This is a genomic window from Streptomyces sp. CNQ329, from assembly GCF_000482585.1.
The window spans coordinates 424,782-451,359 of sequence record NZ_AXVU01000001.1; the positions used below are offsets into that span (position 1 = coordinate 424,782).

The 26,578-nt window shown below is 74.7% G+C and carries 16 protein-coding genes; 8 read left to right on the forward strand and 8 right to left on the reverse strand.

The features are described from left to right. Positions 1 to 122 precede the first annotated feature (122 nt). Positions 123 to 1,595: a DNA-binding protein NsdB gene (locus I003_RS0101875; protein ID WP_027769928.1), complete on the forward strand. Its 1,473-nt coding sequence runs from the start codon at positions 123 to 125 to the stop codon at positions 1,593 to 1,595. Positions 1,596 to 1,673: 78 nt separating this feature from the next. On the opposite strand, the gene I003_RS0101880 is transcribed toward I003_RS0101875, so the two are convergent. Further along, entirely contained in the window at positions 1,674 to 3,119 is a 1,446-nt protein-coding gene (locus I003_RS0101880) for a SpoIIE family protein phosphatase (RefSeq protein WP_027769929.1), read from the reverse strand. Positions 3,120 to 3,407: 288 nt separating this feature from the next. Between I003_RS0101880 and I003_RS0101885 the strand changes: the two genes are divergently transcribed. From I003_RS0101885 to I003_RS0101905, 5 genes are all read left to right on the forward strand, one after another. After that, positions 3,408 to 4,826, forward strand: a complete 1,419-nt coding sequence (locus tag I003_RS0101885; protein ID WP_027769930.1) for a hypothetical protein — start codon at positions 3,408 to 3,410, stop codon at positions 4,824 to 4,826. A gap of 50 nt (positions 4,827 to 4,876) precedes the next feature. Continuing rightward, complete coding sequence (locus I003_RS0101890; protein ID WP_027769931.1) at positions 4,877 to 8,521, forward strand: hydantoinase B/oxoprolinase family protein; 3,645 nt, start codon at positions 4,877 to 4,879, stop codon at positions 8,519 to 8,521. Between the two features lie 75 nt (positions 8,522 to 8,596). Then, positions 8,597 to 10,144, forward strand: coding sequence for a hypothetical protein (locus I003_RS0101895; RefSeq protein WP_486584049.1), 1,548 nt, complete (start codon positions 8,597 to 8,599; stop codon positions 10,142 to 10,144). Further along, positions 10,141 to 11,043 (forward strand): hypothetical protein, encoded by a 903-nt coding sequence (locus tag I003_RS0101900; RefSeq protein WP_027769933.1) that lies wholly within the window; start codon positions 10,141 to 10,143, stop codon positions 11,041 to 11,043. The genes I003_RS0101895 and I003_RS0101900 overlap by 4 nt, the downstream gene beginning before the upstream one ends. A gap of 38 nt (positions 11,044 to 11,081) precedes the next feature. Next, positions 11,082 to 16,004: a hypothetical protein gene (locus tag I003_RS0101905; protein ID WP_027769934.1), complete on the forward strand. Its 4,923-nt coding sequence runs from the start codon at positions 11,082 to 11,084 to the stop codon at positions 16,002 to 16,004. A gap of 55 nt (positions 16,005 to 16,059) precedes the next feature. On the opposite strand, the gene I003_RS0101910 is transcribed toward I003_RS0101905, so the two are convergent. Beyond that, a complete protein-coding gene (locus tag I003_RS0101910) occupies positions 16,060 to 16,452 on the reverse strand; it encodes a hypothetical protein (RefSeq protein WP_486584050.1) in 393 nt (130 codons plus the stop codon). 169 nt (positions 16,453 to 16,621) lie between these two features. Between I003_RS0101910 and I003_RS0101915 the strand changes: the two genes are divergently transcribed. Next, positions 16,622 to 17,041, forward strand: coding sequence for a roadblock/LC7 domain-containing protein (locus I003_RS0101915; protein WP_051368052.1), 420 nt, complete (start codon positions 16,622 to 16,624; stop codon positions 17,039 to 17,041). 31 nt (positions 17,042 to 17,072) lie between these two features. On the opposite strand, the gene glpK is transcribed toward I003_RS0101915, so the two are convergent. From glpK to I003_RS0101945, 6 genes are all read right to left on the reverse strand, one after another. Next, positions 17,073 to 18,593, reverse strand: coding sequence for a glycerol kinase GlpK (gene glpK / locus I003_RS0101920; protein ID WP_027769937.1), 1,521 nt, complete (start codon positions 18,591 to 18,593; stop codon positions 17,073 to 17,075). Between the two features lie 15 nt (positions 18,594 to 18,608). Then, a complete protein-coding gene (locus tag I003_RS0101925) occupies positions 18,609 to 19,343 on the reverse strand; it encodes an MIP/aquaporin family protein (protein WP_027769938.1) in 735 nt (244 codons plus the stop codon). Positions 19,344 to 19,651: 308 nt separating this feature from the next. Beyond that, a complete protein-coding gene (locus I003_RS0101930; protein ID WP_027769939.1) occupies positions 19,652 to 20,452 on the reverse strand; it encodes a pseudouridine synthase family protein in 801 nt (266 codons plus the stop codon). 4 nt (positions 20,453 to 20,456) lie between these two features. Next, positions 20,457 to 20,951: a TrmH family RNA methyltransferase gene (locus I003_RS0101935; RefSeq protein ID WP_486584051.1), complete on the reverse strand. Its 495-nt coding sequence runs from the start codon at positions 20,949 to 20,951 to the stop codon at positions 20,457 to 20,459. A gap of 32 nt (positions 20,952 to 20,983) precedes the next feature. Then, positions 20,984 to 21,814, reverse strand: coding sequence for a M15 family metallopeptidase (locus I003_RS0101940; RefSeq protein WP_027769941.1), 831 nt, complete (start codon positions 21,812 to 21,814; stop codon positions 20,984 to 20,986). Positions 21,815 to 21,917: 103 nt separating this feature from the next. Continuing rightward, positions 21,918 to 24,248, reverse strand: a complete 2,331-nt coding sequence (locus I003_RS0101945) for a glycoside hydrolase family 31 protein (RefSeq protein ID WP_027769942.1) — start codon at positions 24,246 to 24,248, stop codon at positions 21,918 to 21,920. Positions 24,249 to 24,506: 258 nt separating this feature from the next. Here I003_RS0101945 and I003_RS0101950 point away from each other — a divergent pair, with 258 nt between their 5' ends. Further along, positions 24,507 to 26,561, forward strand: coding sequence for an acetoacetate--CoA ligase (locus I003_RS0101950; RefSeq protein ID WP_027769943.1), 2,055 nt, complete (start codon positions 24,507 to 24,509; stop codon positions 26,559 to 26,561). Positions 26,562 to 26,578 lie beyond the last annotated feature (17 nt).

Genomic DNA, 26,578 nt, shown 5'->3' on the forward strand with positions numbered 1-26,578 from the left:
ATAGCCCACACCGCTATACGGGTGGCACACCATCTGGCGCACCCTGGCGAACCCTGGCGAATGCTCGCCGGGCCTTCGGCCCGTCGGTACTGTCAAGTGAGCCGAGACCCTGGGGGCTTGACGTGAGCAAGGGACCCAACACCAGGCTGGCCGACCTGTTCGGGATGACCGGCTGGTCGAAGGGCGAGCTGGCGAGGCTGGTCAATCGGCAGGCGGCGGCCACCGGCCACCCCCAGCTTGCGACCGACACCTCGCGGGTGCGGCGCTGGATCGAGACGGGCGAGATCCCGCGCGAGCCGGTGCCCAAGGTGCTGGCGGTCCTGTTCACCGAGCGACTCGGCCGTGTCGTGACCACCGAGGATCTCGGGTTCGACCGGGCCGGAGGGCCCGGGCGGGTCAGGCGGCAGTCCGATGACGCACTGCCCTGGGCACCCGAGCGGACGGCCGAGGTCCTCACCGAATTCACGGGAATGGACCTCATGCTCAATCGACGCGGCCTGGTGGGCGCGGGAACGGCGCTCGCGGCCGGCTCCGCCCTGACCAGTTCTCTCCACGAGTGGCTGCACTCCGATCCCGGGGCCCCGGGCACCGCCGAGGGGGGCGGCCCTCTCCACGCCGAACCCGCGCGCTACGGCAGGTACGAGGCGACGCCGGTCGGCGCACAGGAAGTCGAGGCGCTGGAACGTTCCGTCGAGGTGTTCCGCGCCTGGGACGCCGAGCGCGGCGGCGGTCTGCAGCGCAAGGCCGTGATCGGCCAGCTCAACGAGGTCGGCGGCATGCTCGCGTACCGGCACCCCGAGCCGCTGCAGAGCCGGCTGTGGGGCGTCGCGGCGAACCTCGCCGTGCTCGCCGGCTGGATGTCGCACGACGTGGGCCTGGAGCCCACCGCCCAGCGGTACTTCGTCATCGCGGCGCACGCCGCGCGCGAGGGCGGCGACCGGCCGCGCGCCGGGGAGGCGCTGTCCCGCGCCGCGCGGCAGATGATCCACCTGGGCCGGCCGGACGACGCGCTGGAGCTGGTCGGGCTGGCCAAGTCCGGGACGGGGCCGGGCACGCATGCGCGTACCCGCTCGATGCTCGCCACCGTGGAGGCGTGGGCGCAGGCGGCCAAGGGCCGGTCGGGCGCGGTGCAGCGCACGCTGGGGGAGGCGGAGGAGCTGTTCGCGGGCGACCGCGGGGACACGGCGGCGCCCACCTGGATGCAGCTCTTCGACGAGGCCGACCTCCACGGCATGCAGGCGCTGGCATACCGCACGCTCGCCGAGCACGACCCGTCCGCGGCGCCGCGCGCGCTGGAGCACGGGGAACTGGCCCTCGCCAAGCGGCCGGAGGGGCGCCAGCGCTCCCAGATCCTCGACTACGTGTCCCTTGCCGCGGCGGGCTTCCTCGCCGACGACCCGGACCGGGGCGGCGGATATACCCGGCTCGCGCTGGAGCGCGTCGGCGAGAACTCCTCGCACCGCACCTGGGACCGGCTGCGCGAGACCTACCGGCTGACTGCGCCGTACGCGGACGATCTCGCGGTCAGGGCGCTGCGCGAGGAGATGAGGAACACGCTGGTGAGGTCGCCCAAGGGGCGCACGAGCCCCATCTGACGACGGCCCCGGCCTGCACGAGGCCGTCGTACGGGGACGGGTGGGGAAGGACGGGCCGGGCCGCCGCCGCGCGGCGGCTCAGCCCGTCACCTTGGCCACGAGCACGCAGGCGTCGCCGCCGCGGCGCCCGCCGCCGAACTCTTCGACGACGGCGCGCAGGCACTCCTGCGCGCCCGGTGCGGTGGCGAACCGCGGAGCGAGGGCGAGCAGGCGCTCGCGGGCCGGATCCGGATCGCCGGCACCGAGCCCCGCGGTGTGCAGCAGGAGCAGGTCGCCGGGCCGTAACGGCTCGCCGACCTGGGCATACGGCGTGTCCGCGGTGGCACCCAGGAGCACGCCGTCGGGGGCGGCGAGGGCGCGGCCCACGCCGTCGCGGAACAGCAGCGGAGGGGTGTGCGCGGCCCGGGCCCAGTGCAGCGTGCGCCCGGCCGGGTCGTAGCGGCAGCAGACGGTGCCGACGAGCACCGGCTGCGCCGACACCTCCAGCAACTCGTTGGCCCGGCCCAGGAGCGCGGCGGGTTCCGCGCCGCCCAGCGCCATGCCGCGCAGGGCGCCGAGGAGCATCGTCATCCCCGCGGCGGCCGGCACGCCGCGGCCGGCGACGTCGCCGACGCCCAGGAGGGTGTGGCCGCCGGGCAGCGGCAGGGCGTCGTACCAGACGCCGCTGACAGGCGTGTCCGCGGCGGCCGGAAAGTGATGTCCGGCGACGGTCAGCGCGGCCGCGTCCCCGGCCGGCAGGTGCACGGCCCCGCGCCACGGCGGCAGCACCGACTCGTGCAGCTCCCGGGTGATGCGGTGCTCGGCGTGCGCGAGGAGCCGCTCGCGCCGGGACGCGGACTCCGACTCCCGCACCGCCTGCCGGCTGCGGCGCAGCTCGGTGACGTCGCGTACGACCGCCCACATCGACTCGGTCGCGCCGCGGGCGTCGAGGACCGGCTCGCCGACCACGTGCAGGGTGCGCGAGGCGCCGTCCGGGCGGCGGATGCGGAACTCGCCGTCGATCGGTTTGCCGTCGACCAGACAGTCCGTGACCATCGCGGTCAGCCGCGGCTGGTCGGCGGGGTCGAACCAGGACGGCAGGTCGTCCAGCGACAGCGGGCCGTCGCCGGGGTCCCTGCCGAAGATCTCGAAGAGGTCGTCCGACCAGTCGGCGTCGTCCGAAAGCAGATGCCACTCGGCGCTGCCGACCCGGGGCTGGGACCGGTCCCGCGGGTCCGCGGCGGTCGCCCCCTGCGGCCCTCCCGCCCCGTCGGGTTCCCTTCCGACCGGGTGCCCCTCGCGCAACTGCCCGAGCTGGACGGTCAGGTGGTCGAGTTGCCGCGCCGCGAGGTCGCACAGCGCGCGCTGCCAGCGCAGCTCGGCCTCCTCGGCGCCGCCCGCGGCGGCGACCGTCTCGCGCCGGACCGCCTCCAGGCTGCCGCGCAGCCGGGCGATCCGTGACAGCAGCGTGGCCACGGCACTGCGCTCGGGCTGCTGCGGGGCCCGCGTGTCCGCGGCGCGGGGGAGTCGTGAGGCGGCGGCCATGGCGTGATCTCCGATACCTTCCGGCCCGCGGCTCCGGCGTCGTTGCCGGCCTGCGGTGCGCCGTTACGACTGTGGCACAGCCGGCGACGCTGCGTAAGGCGTTTGGCGAGACCCGAGCAGATGCGTCTGGCATATGCCTTCCGGCCGGTTCCCGACCGCACTTCTCCCCGTCCCCGCACTCCAGTAAGCTGCCGCGGCAATGGAGCCGGCAGCCGGTCGGTGGCCCGGTCTGTCCGTTCCGCGGAAAATTCCGTTGCCAGCGGTCCCACCACCCCGGATGCTGACGTCATGTTCGAGCCAGCCATAGCGCCCAGCGGCACCCTCCTCGGCCTCCTCCAGCGAGGCCGGGGCGACGGGACCCTGCACGCACTCGCCGCGCCCAGGGCCGAAGCCCTCCAGGCGCTCTACGGGTGCGTGATCGACGACCCACGGCACGACTGGCAGGTGGAGAACCGCTCGCTCTACTACGCCCGGCTCTTCCTGGAGCTGGACGCCCCCGTGGACGCCCTCGCCGACCACCTCTTCGCCCCCGACGACGTGCTGCGCCCCGACGAGCAGCGCACCGGTCTCACCCTCTCCGTCCTCGGCCACCTCGCCTCGTACGGCCGCGACGACGCCCTGAAGCTGCTGCGCCGCTACGCCGCCGCCGGCGGCTGCTGGCAGTGGGCCCTCGACGAGCTGGCCCTGCGTGACGACGACGCCGGGCTGCGCGCCCTCGCCCCGCACGTGCTGGCCCGCTTCCCGCACACCCCCGAGGGGGACCGGGAGCTGGCCGGGGAGATGCGCGGCGCGTTCGAGCCCCGGCCCTGGCGGCTGTGGGCCGAGGACCCCGGGCTGGGTGCGCGGGTGCGTGCGGCGCAGGAGCAGGGTAATTTCGACCGCTGGCAGCGCCAGCTCGGCTCCCGCGGCCCGCGGCCCGGCTGGAGCGTCACCGAGATCCTCAACTGGGCGCAGGACGGCCTGGAGCAGTACCCGGCGCAGCCCCGGCACGCCGCCGCCGCCCGCTGCCTCGCGGCCGTCGCCGGGCCCGAGGACCGGCCGGAACTGCTCGCCGCGGCCCGCGGCACGCGCGAGGGCGCCCGGGCCGCCGCCGTCGCCCACCTCGCGGCGACCGGCGACCCGGAGACGTACGACCTCATCGAGGCCGCCGCCTGCGGCCCCTCCGAAACGCTCGCCGCCGCCGCGCTCGCCACCTTCGGCCGGATGTGCTCCACCGCCGCGCTCGCCACCGCCCGCCGCTGGGCCGCCCGCGAGGACGCGCTCGGCACCGCCGCGGGCGTGATGCTCGCCCGCCGCGGCGCCGCGCGCGACGCCCGCGCCGTACGCGCCGTGCTGCTGCGCTGCGTGCGCGACGAAGGGCCGGACGCACCGGAGCTGTGCGATCTGGTCGCCGGCGCGGGACGGCTGGTGATCTCCTCCACCGCGCCGGTGCTGCGGCACATCTACCGCGAGACGTGCAGCTCGCACCTGCGCGGCGTCACCGCCCGCTCGCTGTCCGCCACCGACCCCTCCTTCCCGGCCTCCTTCGCGGTCGAGTGCCTGTGGGACTGCGAGGACGCCACCCGGGAGATCGGCGCCCGGCACGCCGAGACCGCCGACGCCCGCGTCGTCGCCCGGCTGCGCAGCCTGGCCGCCGATCCCGCCGAGGACGGCGACGTGCAGAGCACCGTGCGCACCCGCATCACCCCGGACGGCGCCGCCGGCTGACGGCCGTCACGCGTCCTTCACATACGGTTGCTGCCTGCGACAATGAGCGCATGACGGCGCCCTGGCAGTTCTGGATCGACCGCGGCGGGACGTTCACGGACGTGGTGGGCAGACGACCGGACGGCACCCTTGTCGCCCGCAAGCTGCTCTCGCACGACCCGGGGCGTTACGGCGCCCACGACGACGCGGCCGTCGCGGGCGTGCGGCTGCTGCTCGGCCTCGGGCCGGACGAGCCGGTGCCCGCCGAGCGCGTCGAGGTGGTCAAGATGGGCACCACCGTCGCCACCAACGCCCTCCTGGAACGGAAGGGCGAGCCGACGGTGCTCGTCGTCACCGAAGGGTTCCGGGACGCGCTGCGGATCGCCTACCAGAACCGGCCGCTGCTCTTCGAGCGCCGGATCCTCAAACCCGAGGCGCTGTACGAGCGGGTGATCGAGGTGCCCGAGCGCGTCGGCGCCCGCGGCGAGGTCGTACGCGACCTCGACCTCGGCGCGGTGCGCACGGCGCTGGCGGACGCGTACCGCGACGGGTTCCGCAGCGCCGCCGTCGTCCTCATGCACGGCTACCGCCACGCGGCGCACGAGCGGGCCATCGCCGAGGAGGCGCGCCGGGCGGGCTTCACGCAGATCAGTTGCGGCCACGAGGTCAGCCCGCTGATGAAGCTCGTACCGCGCGGCGACACCACCGTCGTCGACGCCTATCTGTCACCGATCCTGCGCCGCTACGTCGACCGCGTCGCCGCCGAACTGCCGGGCATCCGGCTGCAGTTCATGCAGTCCAACGGCGGTCTGCGCGAGGCCACGCACTTCCGCGGCAAGGACGCCGTGCTCTCCGGGCCCGCGGGCGGGGTCGTCGGCATGGTCCGCTCGTCCGGGGAGGCGGGATACGACCGCGTCATCGGCTTCGACATGGGCGGCACCTCCACCGACGTGTCGCACTACGCGGGCGGGTTCGAGCGCGACTTCGACACGCAGGTGGCGGGCGTACGCATGCGTGCGCCGATGCTCAGCATCCATACCGTGGCCGCCGGCGGCGGCTCCGTTCTGCACTTCGACGGCCGCCGCTACCGCGTCGGCCCGGACTCGGCCGGCGCCGTCCCGGGTCCCGCCTGCTACCGCCGCGGCGGGCCGCTGACCGTCACCGACGCCAACGTCATGCTCGGCCGCGTCCAGCCCCGCCACTTCCCGGCCGTCTTCGGCCCCGGCGGCGACCAGCCGCTCGACGACGAGGCGGTGCGGCGGGCGTTCACCGAACTGGCCGAGACCTCCGCCGCGGCGACCGGCGACCGGCGCTCTCCGGAGGAGGTCGCGGCCGGGTTCCTCGACATCGCCGTGCTCAACATGGCCAACGCGGTCAAGAAGATCTCCGTGCAGCGCGGCCACGACGTCACCCGTTACGCGCTGACCAGCTTCGGTGGCGCCGGCGGCCAGCACGCCTGCGCCGTCGCCGACGTGCTCGGCATCTCCACCGTCGTCGTCCCGCCGCACCCGGGGGTGCTCTCCGCGTACGGCATCGGGGTCGCCGCCGCGACGGCGATGCGGGAGCAGGCCGTGGAGACGGAGCTGACGGAGGCGTCGATGCCGGTGATCCGGCAGGTCTGCGCGGAGCTGGCGGAGCGGGCCGCGGCGGACCTCACGGACGAGGGCATTCCGGCGGCTGCCGTGGGCACCTCGGCGCGGGTGCACCTGCGCTACGCGGGCACCGACTCGGCGATCGCCGTGCCGCTGGCCGGGGAGGCGGAGATGCGGGCGGAGTTCACGGCCGTGCACCTGAGGCGGTTCGCGTTCACGATGGACAAGCCGGTCGTCGCGGAGGCCGCCTCCGTCGAGGCCGCCGCCGAGCAGGCCGCGACCACGCGGGAGGAGGTCGGCCGGGCCGGTCGCGACGAGGGCGCGCCGGAACCCGCAGACCGGGTACGGATCTTCGCCGACGGGCGGTGGCGCGAGGCCGGCCTGTACCAGCGCGAAGACCTGCGCGCCGGCGACACCGTCACCGGCCCCGCGATCCTCGCCGAGGAGGGCGCCACCACCGTCGTCGACCCCGGCTGGCAGGCCGCCGTGCACCACCGCGGCCACCTCACGCTCACCCGCGTCCGCCCGCGGCCCGCCACACAGGCGGTCGGCACGGGCGTGGACCCCGTGATGCTGGAGGTCTTCAACAGTCTCTTCATGGCCATCGCCGAACAGATGGGCGTACGGCTGGAAAGCACCGCCCACTCCGTCAACATCAAGGAGCGGCTCGACTTCTCCTGCGCTCTGTTCGACGCCGAGGGCAATCTCATCTCCAACGCGCCCCACATGCCCGTGCATCTGGGGTCGATGGGGGAGTCCATCAAAGAGGTGCTGCGGCGCAACCGGGACAGCGCGCAGGGGCTGCGGCCCGGGGACGTGTACGCCATCAACGACCCGTACCACGGCGGTACCCACCTGCCGGACGTCACCGTCGTCACGCCCGTCTTCGACACCGTGCCCCCGGTGGCCGGCGGTGCGGGCGAGCAGCAACTGCTCTTCCTCGTCGCCTCCCGCGGCCACCACGCGGAGATCGGCGGCATCACCCCCGGCTCCATGCCCGCCTTCAGCCGCACCATCCAGGAAGAGGGCGTCCTCTTCGACAACTGGCTGCTCGTCCGCGACGGGAAGCTGCGCGAGGCCGAGACGCGTCGGCTGCTGACCTCCGGTCCGTACCCCTCGCGCGCGCCCGACGCCAACCTCGCCGACCTGCGCGCCCAGATCGCCGCCAACAACAAGGGCATCGACGAACTCCGCCGCATGATCGGCATGTTCGGCCTCGACGTCGTGCGCGCCTACATGGGGCACGTGCAGGACAACGCCGAGGAGTCCGTGCGCCGCGTCATCGCCGCTCTGGGGGACGGCTCGTACCGCTACGAGACGGACGCGGGCGCCGTCATCGAGGTCGCCGTCCGCGTCGACCGCGACGCGCGCAGCGCCGTCGTCGACTTCACCGGCACCTCGCCGCAGCAGCCCGGCAACGCCAACGCGCCCAGCTCGGTCGTCATGGCCGCGGTGCTCTACGTCTTCCGCACCCTGGTCGCCGAGGACATCCCCCTCAACAGCGGCTGCCTGAAGCCCCTGCACGTGCGCATCCCGCCCGGCTCCATGCTCGCGCCCGAGTTCCCGGCGGCCACCGTCGCGGGGAACGTCGAGACCTCCCAGGCAGTGACGGGCGCGCTGTACGCGGCGCTCGGCGTCCAGGCCGAGGGCTCCGGAACGATGAACAACGTCACCTTCGGCAACGACAAGGCGCAGTACTACGAAACCGTCGCCTCCGGCTCCGGCGCGGGCGACGGCTTCCCCGGCGCCGACGTCGTGCAGACCCACATGACCAACTCCCGCCTCACCGATCCCGAGGTGCTCGAGTGGCGCTACCCGGTCCGCGTCGAGGAGTTCGCCGTACGGGACGGCAGCGGCGGCCGGGGCCGCTGGGAGGGCGGGCGTGGCGCGGTGCGGCGCATCCGGTTCCTGGAGCCGATGACGGTGACCCTGCTGACCGGCCACCGGCGGGTGGCGCCCTACGGGATGGCGGGCGGCGGGCCGGGCGCGCTCGGCCGCAACGCCATGCAACGGGCCGACGGCACGGTGGAGCCGCTGGAGGGCTGCGACACCGCCGAGGCGGGGTCGGGGGACGTGCTGGTGGTCGAGACCCCGGGCGGCGGCGGGTACGGCGAGCCGCAGTGAACGGCGGGGGCGAAGGGCGGGGTGCGTCCGCCCGTCGCGCCGTCCGGCCGGAGGCCGGCGGTGCCGTTTCGGCCGATGTCGGTGACAGCGCCTAATCTGTCCGACGTGACTGCTGCGACCACCGCGACGCCGACCGCCGGCGCGCCCAGGCCCGCCCCGGGCCCGGCCGCCGACGAGGGCCTGGCCCGCCGCCTGCGCGCCCTGGCGTGCACGGCCCCGCTGCACGACCTGGACGCCCGCAAGTCGATGCTCGCGGGCGAGTTCGGGGTGTACGCGATGGCGGAGGTGGCCCTCTCCGCCATCGACCTGGTCACGCTGCAGATGGACTTCGACACCGGCGCCGAGCCCGACGAGGTCATCGCCCGGCTGCTGCCGCGCGTCGCCGCCCAGGCGCCGCTGCGCCCCCGCGCCGAGCACGAGCGGGTGGCGCACTGGGTGCTGGACAGCCTGGTCAACGTCGGCAGCGTCGACCGCGGTTTCCGCGCGGTGTACGGCACGTTCGGCCACGACGGCGCGTACGTACGCAGGGAGTACGACTTCAAGCTCCTCGAAGAAGTCCCCGGCCCCGGCGGCGCCGTCTATCTGCGCACCACCGACGAGGCGGTCAACGTGCTGGTGGGGGCGCTCGACACCGACGTCACCAGCGCGCAGATCGCCGCCGAGGTCAAGCTCGACGTCCTCATCAGCCGCGGCCGGCTCGCCGACGCCCAGCTCGCCGCCGAACAGGCCCGCTACCGCACCGTGCAGTACGCCGAGACGCTGCGCCGCGCCCTGGAGGCCACCCGGCGTAACGTCCGCGCGGTGGACTGGCTGCAGACCGTGCCGGCGATGATCGACGAGGCGCTGGACCACGTCGCCGACCGGTACCGGCACGAGAACGCCATCCTCACCAACATCCGCCGCGCCCGGGACGAAGCCGAGGATCCCGACCACAAGCGCCGCGCCGCCGAGCTGGTCGACATCGTCAAGGACTGCATCCGCCGCCACACCCAGCTCCAGACCCGGCTGCTGGACGCCGGCCCGCTGTTCCGCGCCGAGCAGGACCGGCAGGCGTTCGCTCCGCCCGCCGCCCGCACCGGCGTCGACCTCCACGGCCAGCTCCTCGCCCCCCTGCTGCCGCTGCCCGTCTCCGCGGCGCACCGCGTCACGGACGCCTTCTTCGCCCGCGGCACCGGCCTGCGCGCGCCGCATGCCGTCCGCCTCGCCGACCTCGCCGAGCTGCTGCTCACCCCGCCGCTGGAACGGGCCCATCTGGGCGCCGAGATGCCCGAGCCCGATCTTGTCGCCACCCCGGACGACAGCCGGTTCAGCGAGGAGCAGCTCGCCGCCGCGGGCGAGCTGCTCGACCTGCCCCCGGACGCCCCGCGCCGGCTGTCCGGGCTGCTCGCCGACGCCCGGCGCCGCGACCCCGAGCTGCCCTATCTCGTCGCTCTTCTCGCGGTGCACGCCGCGGGCCCGGCCGTGGGGACGGCGTACCGGCAGGGTGACGAGCGGCTGCTGTTCGCCGTGGACGACGGGACGCCGATGGAGGACGCCGAGTTCGGCGGCGCGGACCTCATCGTCGGCACGGCACTGCTGGACGCCGCCGGGATGGCGGCCGGCCGAACGGAGGCCGCCTCGTGACCGCCGATTCCGCGACCGTCTCCGGCGCCGGTCCGGCCGCCCCGGCCGAAGGCGCCGAGCACTCCCCGGGCGTCACGCCCGCGGACGCCGCCGACGCCGCCCGCCTGGTCTCCTTCGGCCTCCAGCCCAGGCTGCTGCCCGCCCGCGACCTGGAGTACGCCGAACTGCTCCGCCGCTACCGGGAAGAGCCGCCCTTCGCGCGCCTCGCCGACGCCGTCGCCGCCGGCCTCGGGCTTGTCGTGCTGGAGGTCTCGACCCGTACCGGCATGGCCGTCACCGCCGCCGAGGACTCCGTCTTCGCCGTCCGCATGGGCGACTACGCCCGCCGCGCCGCCACCGACTCCGCCGACCGCTTCCTGCACGGCCTGGCCCATCTCGCCGTCGCCGCCATGGCGTTCCCGCGCCCCGAGGACCTGGCCGACGACGGCTACATCGGCCGCGTCAGCGTCCACGGCGTCGACGCCTTCGTCCGCCAGGCATGCCGCCGCCTGGAAGAGCGCGCCGAGGAGGCGGGCGAGAACACCGACCCCGCCGAAGGGGAACGCGGCCTGGAGGCCGCCTGGCGGGTGTACGCGCGCCGCAGCGCCACCGGCGCCACGAAGGACGCCCGCCGGCTCGCCGGATCCACCACCGGCATCATCGGCAAGGCCATGGCGTTCCTCACGGACTCCGGCTTCCTCCAGCGCACGTCGGACGACGCCGGCGGGACGTACCGCACCACCGCCCGCTACCAGTTGCAGGTGCGGGACATGGCGGGCGGCGCGGCCATGTCCGAGCTGCTGGAACTGGGGGTCGTGCCCGTCGCCGACGGCAGCGCGACCCTGGTGCCCGCCGCCGACGACGGCGAGCCCGCCGGCGCCGCGCTGCCGTTCTTCCCCAGCCGGCAGGAGCGGGCCTGACGGCCGGTCCCGACGTCACGAGCGAAGGCCGCAATCGCATGTACGAGCTGTCCAGGATCCGCCTCTACTCCATCGGGCCCGCCGGTGCGCGGTACGCCGACACCGTGCTCGACCTGCGCGGCGTCGGCGGCGAGGTGCCCCGCCCGGCCCCCGCCCAGGGCGACTTCTTCGCCGCCGAGCCCACCGGCCCGCCGCGCCGGCCCGCGCCCGCGGGCGTGCTGTTCCTGGAGAACGGCGGCGGCAAGTCCGTCCTGCTGAAGCTGATCTTCTCCGTGATGCTGCCGGGCCACCGCAACACCCTGGGGGGCGCCAGCTCCGGCGTGCTCCGCAAGTTCCTGCTGGCCGACGACACCGGGCACGTCGCGCTGGAGTGGCAGCACACCGTGACCGGTGAGCAGATCGTCGTCGGCAAGGTGAGCGAGTGGCGCGGCCGGCAGGTCTCCGGCGACCCGCGGAAGTTCGCCGAGGCGTGGTACTCGTTCCGCCCCGGTCCGGGGATGAGCCTGGACGCGCTGCCGGTCGCCGAGTCCGCGGCGGTGCGCCCCGCCGCCGAGGGCGCCTCGGGCGCACGCGGGCGGCGCCGCACGATGAAGGGCTTCCGGGACGTACTGACCGAGGCCGGCAAGGCGTACCCGCACCTGGACGTGGTGTGGGAGGAGATCCACGAGCGGTGGAACGAGCACCTGGGGCGTCTCGGCCTCGACCCCGAACTCTTCCGCTACCAGCGGGAGATGAACGCGGACGAGGGCGAGGCAGCCGGGCTGTTCGCCGTGAAGAACGACTCCGACTTCACCCACCTGCTGCTCCGCGCCGTCACCGACACCCGCGACACCGACGGCCTGGCCGATCTCGTCCACGGCTTCGCGCACAAGCTGGGCCGCCGCGCCGAACTGACCGCGGAGCGCGACTTCACCGCAGGCTCCCTCGACCTGCTCTCGCACATCGTCACGGGTGCGGAGCAGCGCACCCGCGCCCGCGACGTCCTCGGCGGTGCGGAGCGCCGGGCCAGGGCACTGGCCGCACGGCTCACCGCGCGGGCCATCGCGGAGCGGGCCCGCGCGGCCGAGCTGGCCGGGCAGGAGCGGGCGGCGGCGGACCGGGCCACGGCCGCGGAGTCGTCCCGGCGCCGCGGCGAACTGATCGCCGCGGAGCTGTCCTACCGGCACGCCTCCCTGGCGCTCGCCGAAGCGGAGAAGAGTGCCGCGGCCAAGCGCCGCGAGCTCACCGACGCCCGTACGCTGCACGCCGCCTGGCAGGCCGCCGAGGCGGTGCTGCGGCACCGCGCCGCCGCCGACCGGGCGGCGCGCGTCTCCGTCGCCATCCGCGAGGCCGAGCGCGACGCCGCCCCGGCGCTGGCCGCCCGCGCGGCGGCCGCCACCGGACTCGTACGCGCGCTGCATGCCGCCGCCCGCGACGGCGAGACGTTGGCGGCGGAGCAGGAGGAGCGTTCGGCCGGGCTGCAGCGGGAGTCCGAGACGGCACACGCGGACGCGGTCGCCGCCGCCACCCGCGCACAGCGCGCCCGCAGCGACGCCGACCACCTGCGCCAGCGGCTCGCGGAGGTCGAGCAGGAGACCGCGGACGCGGTGCGGGCCGGCTGGCTCGACACCGGCTCCGCCGCCCCCGACACTGACCCGGCCCGCGCGGCTCTCGTCGCGGGCGACGCCGAGAAGGCGGCGGTCGCTGCTTGGGACGAGGCCCGCGAGTCCGCCCGTACGGCGACGGACCGCGCCCGGGAGACGGCATCGGCCCTCGCCCGCGCGGAGCTGGCGGCGGCCCGCGCCACGGACGCGGCGGAGGCCGCCCGGGCGGCGTACGACACGGAGCGCAGCGCGGCGCAGTCGTTGGCGGGGGAGCGGCGGCTGCTGGAACTGCTGGGGCTGCCGGAGCAGGCCGAAGGGACGCCGGAGGGCCCGGGCGGCGGGCAACGCGCGCTGAACGCCGCCGAGTTCGACCGCGCCGCCGACGAACTGCGGGTGCTGCTCGACGCGCGTGTCGCGGACGACGAGCGGCGGCTGTTCGACCTGCGCACCGCCGCCGGGGACGACGCCCGGATCCTCGCGGCGCTCGGCGACGGCGGGCTGCTGCCGCCCGGGCCCGACGTCCTGGCCGTCGTCGACTGCCTCGGCGAGCACGGTATCCCCGCGCTGCCCGGCTGGCGGTACCTTGCGCAGGCCGTCGACCCGGCCGACCACGCCGCCGTGCTCGACGCCCGCCCGGAGCTGGTCGACGGCGTCGTGATCACCGATCCGGACACGCACACCCGCGCCCGCGAGGTGCTGCGCGACGCCGCGCTGCTGCCCCGCTCGGCCCTCGCCGTGGGGACGGCCGCCGCCCTGCTCGCGCCGCCGCCGCCCACGGGGGAGAACGACGGCGGGGTGTTCCTCGTACCGCCCAACCCGGCCATGCATGACGAACGCGCGGCCGACGACGAGCGCCAGGCCCTGCGCGCCCGCGCCGCCGACCGCGACGAGCGGATCCGCGGCCTGGCCGCCCGCCTCGCGGCGGACCGGACGCTGGCGGCCCGGCTGGCCTCGTGGCGTACGGGCTGCCCCGCCGGCCGCCTGGCCGAGCTGGCCGCCGCCGCGGAGTCGGCCCGCACCGCGGCCGCCGCGGCAAACGAGGCGCTGACCCGCGCCCGCGCCGAGGCCGAGGACGCGGCAGCCGCCGCCGAGGAGACCGCGCGGGCCCGAGAGGAGCGCCAGGAGCAGGCCCAGCGCGCCCGCCGCAGCGCCGACGCCCTCGCGGGCCTGGCCCACCGGCTGCGCGAGCGGTCCGGCTGGCAGGCCCGTCTCCGCGAACTCGCCGATGAGGCTCTGGAGTACGAGGGCAGGGCCGCCGACTGCGTGGCCCGCGCCCGCGCCGCCGACGAGGACCGTCGCGACGCCCAGCGCGCCGCCGACGACGCCCGCCGCACGGCCCGCGCGCTGCGCGCGGAGCGGGCGGAGATCGCGGGGGTGGCGGAGGAACTGGAGGCGGAGGCGGAGGCCGCGGCGGAGCCCGCCGGGCCCCGCGAGACCGGGGTGGCCGGAGGCCCGGACGCGGCAGTGGCGGACGGCGGGCCCGGAGCGGGCGGCGAGCCGGACAGCCGGGCGGGCGCCGGACAGGGGGACGCCGGGACCACCCTCCCGGGCGGCGCCGGCGACGGGACCGTTTCCCGCCGCGCGAACGCCGCGGCGTCCCGCCCGGATGGCGCTCACGCCGACGCCCCCGGTGCCGCCGTGCCGCAAGCGGACGTTCCGCCCGAGGGCAACGCCCGCCGCCGGGCGCGCCTCGCCCAGGCCGCCGCCGCGGACGCGGCCCGTGCGTCGCTGCCCGCCCTCCGGGAGGCGTACCGGGCCGCCTCGCAGGTCTACGAGAAGGTCGGCGTCGGGGCCGATCTGCGGGCCGAGCAGGCGCGGGCCGAGAGTGAGGAGTCCGCGGCGCTGGCCGAGCTGAACCGGCTCAGCAACAAGGTCCGCACCCGCGCCGCCACGCTGCTCGCCGGACCCGACGGCGCCGACGCGCCGTCGCGGCAGGCCGCCGCCGCCCGCGCCGAGTCCGTCGTGCATCTGCTGGAGTCCCGTTCCGCCGCGGCCAGCGAGACCCTGGGGCGGCTGCGCGGTGAAGCCGAACGCCTCGCCCCCGAGGCCGGCGAGGCGCACACCGAGCTGCCCGGCGACCTCGTGCCCGACGGCGTCGAGCACGCCCAGGCGCTGCTGCGCTCCGCCGCCGCGACCGCCGCGGAGCGCGCCGACGAACTGGCCGCCGCCACCGCGGCGCACGCCGAGCTGCGCCGCGCCTGTACCGCGGCCGAGGACGCCGCCGGCGCCTTCGCCGAGACCGCCGCCATGCTGCGGGACCTGCTCCGCGGGCCCGCCGCCGGCGAGGACCGGGAGGACGCGGCCGAAGCGGATCCGTTCCCCGGCGGGCTGGACGCCGCCCGGCAGGCCGCCGCGGAGTCCCGCCGCTCGCTGCGCGGCTGCGCCGCGGACCTCGCCACCGCCGAGTCCGCCCTGCGCGACGCGTGCGACGTGCTCGTCCGGCACGCCAACTCCAGCCGCTACGAGCAGGTACGCACCCCCGCCCGGCAGCAGATCCGCGAACTGCCCGCCGCCGCCCTCCCGGAGCACGCGGCGGCCTGGGCCGCGGCCTTCGCGCCGCGGCTGCGCGTCCTGACCGACGAGCTGGCGCAGTTGGAGCGCAACCGCGACGGCATCGTCGACCGGCTGCGGGGCCTGGTGGAGTCCGGCCTCGCCACGCTGCGCGCCGCGCAGCGGCTGTCGCGGCTGCCGGAAGGGCTGGGGGAGTGGTCCGGGCAGGAGTTCCTGCGTATCCGCTTCGAGGATCCCGACCAGGCGACCCTGTCCGAGCGCCTGGGCGAGGTCATCGACGAGGCCACGCGCGCGGCCGTACGCAAGAACAGCGACCTGCGCCGGGACGGCATGACCCTGCTGCTGCGCGGCGTGGACGCCGCGATGGAGCCCAAGGGCGTGGCGGTGGAGATCCTCAAGCCCGATGCGGTGCTGCGCGCGGAGCGGGTGCCCGTCGGACAGATGGGCGACGTGTTCTCCGGCGGCCAGTTGCTCACCGCCGCCATCGCGCTGTATTGCACGATGGCCGCTCTCAGGGGCAACGACCGCGGCGACGACCGGCACCACCACGCGGGCACCCTCTTCCTGGACAACCCGATCGGCCGCGCCAACGCGACGTACCTGCTGGAGCTGCAACGCGCCGTCGCCGACGCCCTCGGCGTCCAGCTCCTCTACACCACGGGTCTGTTCGACACTACGGCGCTGGCGGAGTTCCCCCTGGTGATCCGGCTCCGCAACGACGCGGACCTGCGTGCGGGGCTGAAGTACATCACCGTCGAGGAACACCTGCGCCCCGGACTGCCGGCCCAGCGGGAGGGAGAGGAGCCGTCGGTCGGCGAGGTGACCGCGACCCGCATCTTCCGCCGCCCACCGGCCACGGCATCGTAAGCGCAGCAGCTCGGGGCGCGGTCCGTGACGGACGCACCCTGTACCGCGGGCCCGCTCAGACTCCGGCGGGCACCGGTCCGGGCGGCCGGTCGCGCTGTGTACGGCGCCCGCCGCGGCGCTCCCTGCGGGCGCGCCGCGCCGCGCTGCTGGGCCGGGACTCCACCCCGTACCGCTGCTTCCACACCTGCCGCGTCACCCACACGTCCAGCACGCCCCAGGTCGCGACCACGGTGCTGACGACCGTGCTCAGCAGCAGCGGAAAGGCGGCCCACGACCCGGACACGGTGAACAGCAGGGCCGCCATCGCCTGCGACAGCGTCACGGCCACGATGATCACGGCGCGTACGGCCGCCGTGCGCACCGGGTCCGGAAGCCTCGGTGTGCCGACGGGTTCCTCGACCCAGAGCGGCGATTCGAGGCGCCGCAGCTCCTCCTCCGCAGCCATCATTCCCTCTCCCGCTCGACAGCCGGATGCCCAGGGTGAATGCCCCGCACGCAGCGTGACCAAAGCCCGGAGTACCCATGTTCACACGTTCCGATGTGTCAACGTTCGAAGGGGGCTACGAGTTGCCGGGCCGACGGTAGTAGGCTGCGCCGACCGGGGAAGGGACGCGGGAATGGTTGTGCAGGGCGGGAACAGACGGCAGCCGGCGGGCCGGTTGAACTGGCTGCTCGACGATCTGGTGGGGCGGCTGGCGAGCGTGCGGATGGCGCTGGTGCTGTCCTCCGACGGGCTGCCGATGAGCGTGTCCGAGGACGTGAGCAGGGAGGACTCCGAGCATCTGGCGGCGGTCGCCTCCGGCATCCACGGCCTGGCCAAGGGCGTGGGCACCCACTTCGAGGCGGGCTCCGTACGGCAGACGCTGGTGGAGCTGGACGATGCGTTCCTCTTCGTCACCGCCGCGGGCGACGGCAGTTGCCTCGCGGTGATGGCGGCGTCGGACGCCGACATCGGGCAGATCGCGTACGAGATGACGCTGCTGGTCAAGCGGGTCGGCGAGCATCTGGCGGCGGCGCCGCGGGGCAGCCGGTCCTGACGGCGGACGGCCGCGCCGCGGCGCCGTGGCGTCAGGCGGTCCCGTCCTCCTGGTCGTCCTGCCAGCCGAAGCTGCGCTCGACGGCCTTGCGCCAGTTGCTGTACTCGCGATCCCGCGTGCGCTCGTCCATCTGCGGGCTCCACTCGGTGTCGCGCTTCCAGTGGGACCTCAGCTCGTCCTGGTCCTGCCACACGCCCGTGGCCAGGCCGGCGGCGTAGGCGGCGCCCAGGCAGGTGGTCTCGGAGATCACCGGACGCAGCACAGGGACCCCGAGGACGTCCGCCTGGTGCTGCATCAGCAGGCTGTTGGCGGTCATCCCCCCGTCCACCTTCAGGTCCGTCAGCCGTACCCCCGAGTCCTGGTACATCGCGTCCACGACCTCGCGGGTCTGCCAGCTCGTCGCCTCCAGCACGGCGCGCGCCAGGTGCGCCTTGGTGACGTACCGGGTCAGGCCGGTGATGACACCGCGCGCGTCGCCGCGCCAGTACGGGGCGAACAGCCCGGAGAACGCCGGGACGATGTACGCCCCGCCGTTGTCCTCGACGCTCGCCGCCAGGGTCTCGATCTCCTCGGCGGCGGAGATGATGCCGAGCTGGTCGCGGAACCACTGCACCAGCGCCCCGGTGATGGCGATGGACCCCTCCAGGCAGTAGACGGGCGCCTCGCCGCCGATCTGGTAGCCCATGGTGGTCAGCAGCCCGCTCTTCGACGGCACCGGCCGGGTACCGGTGTTGAGCAGCAGGAAGCTGCCCGTACCGTAGGTGTTCTTGGCCTCGCCGACGCCGTAGCAGGTCTGCCCGAAGATCGCCGCCTGCTGGTCGCCGAGCGCGGAGGCCACGGGCACGCCGTCGAGCCGGCCGGTGCAGGTGCCGTAGACCTCGGCCGAGGAGCGGATCTCCGGCAGCATCGCGGCCGGGATGTTCATGGCGTCGAGAATCGAGGGATCCCACTGGTGGGTCCCGATGTTCATGAGCATGGTGCGCGAGGCGTTGGTGACATCGGTGACGTGGACGCCGCCGTCCGCGCCCCCGGTGAGGTTGTAGATCAGCCAGGAGTCGACCGTGCCGAAGGCGATCTCGCCGTTCTCGGCGCGGCGGCGCAGTCCCGGCACGTTGTCGAGGAGCCAGGCGGCCTTGGGGCCGGAGAAGTAGCTGGCCAGGGGCAGCCCGGTGCGGTCGCGGAAGCGGTCCTGGCCGTCCGCGCCGCCGAGTTCATTGCACAGGGCCGCGGTGCGGGTGTCCTGCCAGACGATGGCGTTGTGCACCGGCTTACCGGTGGCCCGGTCCCACAGCACGGTCGTCTCGCGCTGGTTGGTGATGCCGACGGCGCTCAGCTCGTCGGCTCGTAACCCCGCTCCCGCCAGCGCGCCGGTGACCACGGCCTGGGTCTTGGCCCATATCTCGGCCGCGTCGTGCTCCACCCAGCCGGGCCTGGGGAAGATCTGGCGGTGCTCACGCTGGTCCGCCGCGACGATGGCGCCGTTCTGGTCGAAGATGATGCAGCGGCTCGATGTGGTGCCCTGGTCGATGGCGGCGACGTACTTGTCCGTCATGACGTCCCCTTGAGACTAGAAGGCGAGTTTGTAGATCAGCGCGCTGAGGACACCGCCGATCAGCGGGCCGGCCACGGGAATCCAGGCGTAGTTCCACTCGCTGGTGCCCTTGTTGGGAATGGGCAGCAGCGCGTGGACGATACGGGGCCCCAGGTCGCGGGCCGGGTTGATGGCGTAGCCCGTGGGGCCGCCGAGCGAGAGGCCGATGCCCACGACGAGCAGCGCGACGATGAGTACCTGGGTGCCGGACTCGCCCAGACCTTCGGTGAGGCCGAAGGCGAGGATCGGCAGCACGAGGCCGACGGTGGCGATGATCTCGGTGACGAGGTTCTGCCACGGCTGGTAGATCTCCGGGCGGGTGGAGAAGATACCGAGCGTCTCGACGGCCGTCTCACGGTTCGCGTTGCGCGCGAACTGGCCGTAGTAGACGAGCCAGGCGAGCACGGCGCCGATGAGCGCTCCCAGCATCTGGGAGGCGATGTACAGGGGGACCTTCCCCCAGTTCTCGTTGCTCTCGACGGCCACGCCGAGGGTCACGGCCGGGTTGATGTGCCCGCCGGACAGCGGCGCGGCGGTGTACGCGCCGGCCAGCACGGCGAAGCCCCACCCGAACGCGATGACGACCCAGCCGGATGCTTTTGCCTTCGATTTCTCCAGGGTGACGGCGGCGCAGACGCCCGCGCCGAACAGGATGAGAATGGCGGTGCCGATCACTTCACCGGCGAATATGTCCCCATTGGGATAGTCCACTGCTGCTCCTCGAGCCCAACCACCGGGATCACCGTCCCGGCCGAGACGAAGGGTGCGTTCTTCCCTGGCTGTTGCCATGACGTCGAGCGCCGGCGGAGGAGTGGAGCCCACACCCCGACCGGCGTCGCTGCGAGCACGCGTCAGCGTGGCGTATCGCCGGTGGGCGACAGGGCGGCGAAAGCCGTCGTGTGGCGATGCCCGACTGACATCCGGCAGTGTTCACCTGCACTGATGGGCCGTCAAGACACTGGACACAGCGGCCTCGAATGTATGCCGGATACGGCCGCTCCGGGGCGGCCGGGTGCCCGCTACGCCGGGCGGAGGAGCCTCGCGCCCTCGCCCAGCAGGCGGCCGGCCCCGTCGGCGGACAGGCTGCCGGCCAGCGGCTCCCAGAAGTCGCCGGCCGGCTCGGCCACCACCTCGATGCGGCTGCCGTCGCGCCAGGAGGCGTCGAAGCCCAGCCGCCAGGAATGCAGGTGCGTGCGGCGGCCCGCCGAGTCGGCGGTCTTGTCGAAGAGGGGATCACCCAGGATCGGGTGGCCGATCCAGGCGAGGTGCACGCGGATCTGATGCCGCCTGCCGGTGACCGGACGGGCGACGAGGACCGAGTGCGCGCCGTCGCTCCAGAGCGTCCGGAAACGGGTCGTCGACGGATAGCTCTTCACGTCCAGCAGGTCGTCCTCGGCGACCCACCAGCGGCCTTCCGCGTCGTCCGGGCGGTCCGCCCGGATCGCCTCGCGCGCCGCGGCGATGCGCACCCGGTTCTTGCGCCCGACGCTGAGCGGCAACTCGACCGTCCCCCGCTCGGGCAGCCCGGCGGTTCTGGTGACCACCAGGTATGCCTTGTCGACCGTCCGCTTGTTGAACTGCCGGGTGAGCCCGCCGTGCGTGGCGAGGTCCTTGGCGAAGAGGACGACCCCGGAGGTGACCTTGTCGACGCGGTGGGCCGGAAAGAGCTCTTCCCCGGCTTCCTGCGCCAGCCGTACGAGATCGGTACCGTGCCGCTCGCCCATCACGGAGATCCCGGGCGGTTTATCGAGCACCAGGACCTTGTCGTCCTCCAGCAGCACCGAGGAGCTGCGGACGTCCCGCCAGCGGGGAGCTGTCATCGGATCAGCCTTCGGGGTACTGCTTGCAGTATTCGTACAGGGCCATCGCCGTCGCGGTCGCGACGTTGTAGCTGTGGGGCATTCCCCAGACGGGAATCTCGACGCAGTCGTCGACGAATTGCAGCTCCTCCTCGGTGAGGCCGAGCCGTTCGTTTCCGATGGCGAGTGCCGTTTTCCGGGGAAAGCGGAAGTCGTGCAGACCGTGGGAGTTCGTCGTCTGTTCCAGGCCCACGACCCGGTAGCCCGCCGACCGCAGATCTTTGAGCACGGGCGGCAGCGTCCGGCGGACCTCGACGGTGACGTGGTCCAGGCTGTCCCGTGCGACGTCGGGGTCGACTTTTCCGTTACCGCAGGCGATGACCCGGCCGATTCCGCAGCACCCCGCGGTGCGCACGATGCTGGACAGATTCGCGCGGGTACGCAGAGGCGCGCACGCCAGCACGATTTCCCGCTCTCTGGTCAGCGTGGCCGGAGGCCGGTGCCGAACGTGATCGAACATGATCGGCTCAGTCTACAAGGGTGTGGCGGCGGCTAACCGCGCCCCTGTCCTGACAGCGAGCGGCGGTGGACGGGGAAGTCGAAGTAGGTCTCCGGGAACGGCTCGTTCGCGAGCCCGAAGTGCCACCACTCGTACGCGTAGTTCACGAAGCCCGCCGCCTCCAGCCCTTCCTTGAGCCGGAGCCGGTTGGCGCGCTGCTCGCCCTTGACGCGGTCGTCCAGGGTGTGACTGAGGGTGTCGAAGCAGTCGTAGCCGGTGGCCATGTCGATCGAGTTGTCGGGGAAGCGCTCCTTCTGCGGGGCGGCGCAGTCGACGAGCGGTTCGCCCGGCTCGTACGGGCGGGTGTGCCCGGCCGGCAGCTCGACCAGGGTCAGGTCCACGACGCTGCCGCGGCTGTGGCCGGAGCGTGCGGCGATGTAGCCGTCCTCGAAGAGCCGGGACTTGTCGACGCGGGGGTAGAACTCGTCCTTCATCCGCTCATCGTCCAGGTCCTCGGCCCACGCGACGAACCGGTCCACGGCGCGCTGCGGGCGGTAGCAGTCGTAGACCTTCAGGGAGTAGCCGTCCCGGCGGAAGGCCCGCTGGGCCTCCTTCAGCGCCCGCGCCGCGTCCTCGGTGAGGATGCACATCGGCTTGCGGTAGCCGTCGACGCGCTCGCCGGTGAAGTTGTGCGGGGTGACGTAGCGGATGTCGTGCAGGATCGTCGGGTCCACGTCGGAGAGCGCGACGAACTCCTCCGGGGCCTTCGGCTCCGGCTTCGCGGTGGCCGGGGGCGCCACGGTGGCCGTGACGGCCAGAGCCGCGGCGGCGGCCAGGAGGGTGAGCCGGGTCAAGGGACGCGCGAGGGCGGCGTTCTTTGGCATGACCCCTTCATTATCGTGCTCGCGGGCGCGTGGGAAGGGGGCAAGGGAACGGAACGGGGCCGTTCGGGTGGACGGAACGGCAGCCCGGCGCTCCCCGCCCGGGCTACTCGCCCCGCACCCGCACCGGCAGGTCCGGCTCCGTTCCGTCCTCGCGCTGCACCGTCGTACGTCCCGTCCACCGCGTCAGGTACCGGTCCAGCCGCGGCGCCTCCCAGCCGTCGCCGTCGTCCCGGACGACCACGCCGCCGCCCGTGACGCCGGGCGGCGGCGCCCAGACCTCCAGTTCCGTACCGCCGTCCGGGCCCGCCACCGGCAGCACCGCGCCCGCCCGGGCCAGCACCGGCACCCGGGCCGGCGGTGCGTCCAGCTCCACGGTGCCCGGGCCCTTCAGGGCGCGGCCCGTCGCCGTGTCGTACCAGCGCCCCGCCGGCAGCCGCACCGCCCGCCGCCGCACCCCCGCGGCGAGCACGGGCGCCACCAGCAGCGCGTCGCCGAGCAGAAAGGCGTCCCCCGTCTCGCGCAGCGCCCGGTCGGCGGGGTCGTACCACCACACGGGACGGACGAACGGCGCGCCCGTGCGCTCCGCGAGCCGGGCGAGCGTCGCGAGATACGGCCGCAGGCGTTCCCGCTCGCGCAGCGCCGTGCCGGCGTGCTCCAGCACCTCGGGCCCGAACTCCCACGGCTCGCGGCGCCCGGCGTCGAACGCGCAGTGCGTGCGGAACAGCGGCAGATACGAGCCGAGTTGCAGCCAGCGCAGATACAGCTCCGGGTCCGGCCGCCCGCCGAACCCGCCGATGTCAGGACCCGAGTACGGCACCCCGCACAGGCCGAGGCCGACGACGAGCGACAGCGACGCGGACAGGCCCGGCCAGCCGGTGGCCACGTCACCGGACCAGGTGCCGCCGTAGCGCTGCAGGCCGGCCCAGCCGGAGCGGGAGAACAGAAACGGGCGGCGGTCGGGCTGCAGGCCGGTCAGCGCCCCGTAGGCGGCACGGGCCATGAGCAGGGCGTAGACGTTGTGGGCCTCGCGGTGGTCGCCGCCGCGGCCCTCCAGGGCGTGCCGCGCGGAGCGGGGCAGGGTCTTCTCCCCGAAGGCGGCGAAGGACGCGGGCTCGTTCATGTCGTGCCAGAAGCCGGTGAAGCCCTGCTGCAGCCGCTCCGCGTAGAGCCCGCCCCACCACTTGCGCGCCCGCGGGTCGGTGAAGTCGGGGAAGACCGCGTCGCCCGGCCACACCACGCCGCGTACGGGCCGTCCGCGCGCGTCCCGCACGAACGCGTCCGCGGCCACGCCGGAGTCGTAGACCGGGTAGCCCGGCTCGGCCTTCACGCCCGGGTCGACGATCGAGACCAGCCGTATTCCCTCCGCGGCCAGCTCGCGCGCCAGCCGGGGCAGGTCGGGGAAGCGGTGGGGGTCGGCGGTGAAGACGCGGTGGCCGTCGTAGTGGTCGATGTCCAGGTGCACCGCGGCCAGCGGCAGACCGCGCTCGCGGTAGCCGCGCACCACGCGGCGCACGCCGGAGGCGCCGCCGAAGTCCCAGCGGGCGTGCTGGTAGCCCAGCGCCCAGCCCGGCGGGACGGCCGGGGCACCGGTGAGCGCGGTCCAGCTCTGCAGGACGCGGGCGGGGGTGCCGGCCATCACCCAGTAGCGCAGCGGGCCGCCGTCCATGCGTAGCTCGACGCGGCCGGGACGGTCATGGCCGGAGCCCGCGCCCTCCGTGCCGCGGCACAGCTCGACACTGCCGTCCCAGGGATTGTCGTGGAAGAGCAGATGGCAGCCGGCGTCGGCGACGACGAACTGCACGGGCATTGTCAGCGACAGGGGGTCGTCGCCGGGTGCGAAGGAGCCACCGGGATCGCTGTTCCACAGGCGGTAGCTGCCGTCGGGCAGGGACGGACCCGCGGAACGGCCGCCGAGGCCGAAGAACCGTGCGTCGGGGGCGATGTGCGCCCGCTGCACCCAGCGCCGCACGGCGTCGCCCCGCGGGACTTCGGAGCCGCCCGGCGACTCCCACCAGCGCGGCGGCTGCTCCCGGCGCAGCACCACGCCGGCCGGCGTACGCACCTCCACCGCCCCGCGCCGCGACACCGCCACCGTGACCCGTTCGGACACCACCCGCCAGCCGCCGCCCGCCGCGTCCGGCTCCAGCTCCACGCGCGCGTCCGTCTCCGGGCCCCGGGCGAGCGCGTACGACGGCTCCGGCCCCGCGCCGTCCCAGCCGCAGAACACCGCACCGGTCGTCGTCACCCGCAGTTCCAGCGCGGAGCGGGCGAAGCGGATCACGCCCCCGCCGGGCGCCGGCTCGGCCGCGACCGCGAGCCCCGGCACCCGGGCCCGCTCCACACGGCGGCGGGGGAGCGCGGCGGCGTCGGTCCGCCGGTTCCGCACGGCTGCGCGCAGCGCGCGGGCACGCCGGGTGAGCGCGGAGGGATCCATGCTGATCAGCCTGCCACCGCACACACCGGCGGGCGAGAGAGTTCAGCCGCTGTTCACCGGGAGTCCGGCCAGGCACCCCCCGGTGCACGCCGTACAACGGCGTAGCCGGGTCGTACTGGTGCCGCATTCGATCACGTGGCATCGTCTCACCGGAGCACCGGCCACCCTCGCCGGGTGCTCCGCGAGCGCCGCGGCGGCCCCACCGGGCCGGCGGCGGCGCAGACCCACATGCGGATGCCGTACCACGGGAGTCACGTCATGCCGAGCCAGCCGCCCACCGAACCGTCCGCGCCGCCCCCGGCTTCCGCTTCGCCCGGGCCGCCCGCGGCGCTGTGGCGCCCCGGGCCGGAGCGCATCGAGAAGGCGCAGCTCACCCGGTTCCACCGGTGGGCCGCCGGGAACCACGGCGCGCCGCAGCCCGTGCCCGGCGACCCGGAGGGCGCCTACGCGGCGCTGCACCGCTGGTCGGTGGCGCCGGACGGCGGCCTGGAGCGATTCTGGCGGGCGGCGGCCGAGTGGTTCGGCGTCCGGTTCTCCAGCCCGTACGAGACCGTCCTCGCGGACGCCGCCATGCCCGGCGCCCGCTGGTTCCCCGGCGCCCGGCTCAACTACGCCGAGCACGCGCTGCGCGACGCCGCCGCCGGACCGGCGCTGCTGCACGTCGCCGAGGGCGCCGGGCCGCGGGCCGTGAGCCGGGCGGAGCTGCGGGCGCAGGTCGGCTCGCTGGCGGCGGAGCTGCGCCGGCTGGGCGTACGGCCCGGGGACCGCGTGGGCGCGTATCTGCCGAACATCCCGCAGGCCGTCGTCGCGCTGCTGGCGACCGCCGCCGTCGGTGCCGTGTGGACCTCCTGCTCCCCGGACTTCGGCGCCCGCAGCGTCCTGGACCGCTTCCGCCAGGTGGAGCCGGTGGTCCTCGTCACCGTCGACGGCTACCGCTACGGCGGCAAGGAGCACGACCGCCGCGAGACCGTCGCGGAACTGCGCCGCGAACTGCCCACCCTGCGCGCCGTCGTGCACGTCCCCCTGCTCGGCACCCCGCCGCCCGACGGCGCCCTGGAGTGGGACGCGCTGGTGACCACCGGCGCCGAACCGGTCTTCGAGCAGGTGCCGTTCGACCACCCGCTGTGGGTGCTGTACTCCTCCGGCACCACCGGCCTGCCCAAGGCGATCGTCCAGTCCCAGGGCGGCATCCTGCTGGAGCATCTGAAGCAGCTCGCGCTGCACTGCGACCTCGGCCCGGGCGACCGCTTCTTCTGGTACACCTCCACCGGCTGGATGATGTGGAACTTCCTCGTCTCCGGCCTGCTGGTGGGCGCCACCGTGATCACGTACGACGGCAGCCCCGGCCACCCGGACGTCGCGGCGCAGTGGCGGGTCGCGGCGCGCACGGAGGCGACGTTCTTCGGCACTTCCGCGGCGTACGTCATGGCCTGCCGCAAGGCGGACCTGCACCCGGCCCGCGACCTGGACCTGACGCGGGTGCGCTGCGTGGCGACGACGGGCTCGCCGCTGCCACCGGACGGCTTCCGGTGGATCCACGACGAGTTCCACCGGACGGGGACGTCGGGGCCGGAGGACATGTGGATCGCGTCGGTCAGCGGCGGGACGGACGTGTGCAGTTGCTTCGCCGGCGCGGTGCCGACGCTGCCGGTGCACATCGGCGAGCTGCAGGCGGCGTGCCTGGCAACGGACCTCCAGGCGTGGGACCCCGCGGGCCGGCCGGTGATGGACGACGTGGGCGAGCTGGTGGTGACGCAGCCGATGCCGTCCATGCCCGTACGGTTCTGGAACGACCCGGACGGCGGGCGCTACCGCGACAGCTACTTCTCCACCTACCCCGGCGTCTGGCGCCACGGCGACTGGATCACGCTCACCTCCCGCGGGTCGGTCGTGATCCACGGCCGCTCCGACTCGACGCTGAACCGGCAGGGTGTGCGGATGGGGTCCGCGGACATCTACGAGGTGGTGGAGCGGCTGCCGGAGGTGCGGGAGTCGCTGGTCATCGGCGTGGAGCAGCCGGACGGCGGCTACTGGATGCCGCTCTTCGTCCACCTGGCCGAGGGCGCGCGGCTGGACGACGGACTGCGGACCCGGATCCGCGACGCGCTGCGCGCACAGCTCTCGCCACGGCACGTGCCGGATGAGGTGATCGAGGTCGAGGGCGTGCCGCACACGCTGACCGGCAAGCGTCTGGAGGTGCCGGTCAAGCGGATGCTGCAGGGCACGCCGCTCGAGAAGGCCGTCAATCCGGGGTCGGTGGACCGGGTGGAGCTGCTGAGGTTCTACGAGCGGCTGGGGCGGTCGCGGAGCTGACCGCGGCGATTGTCAGA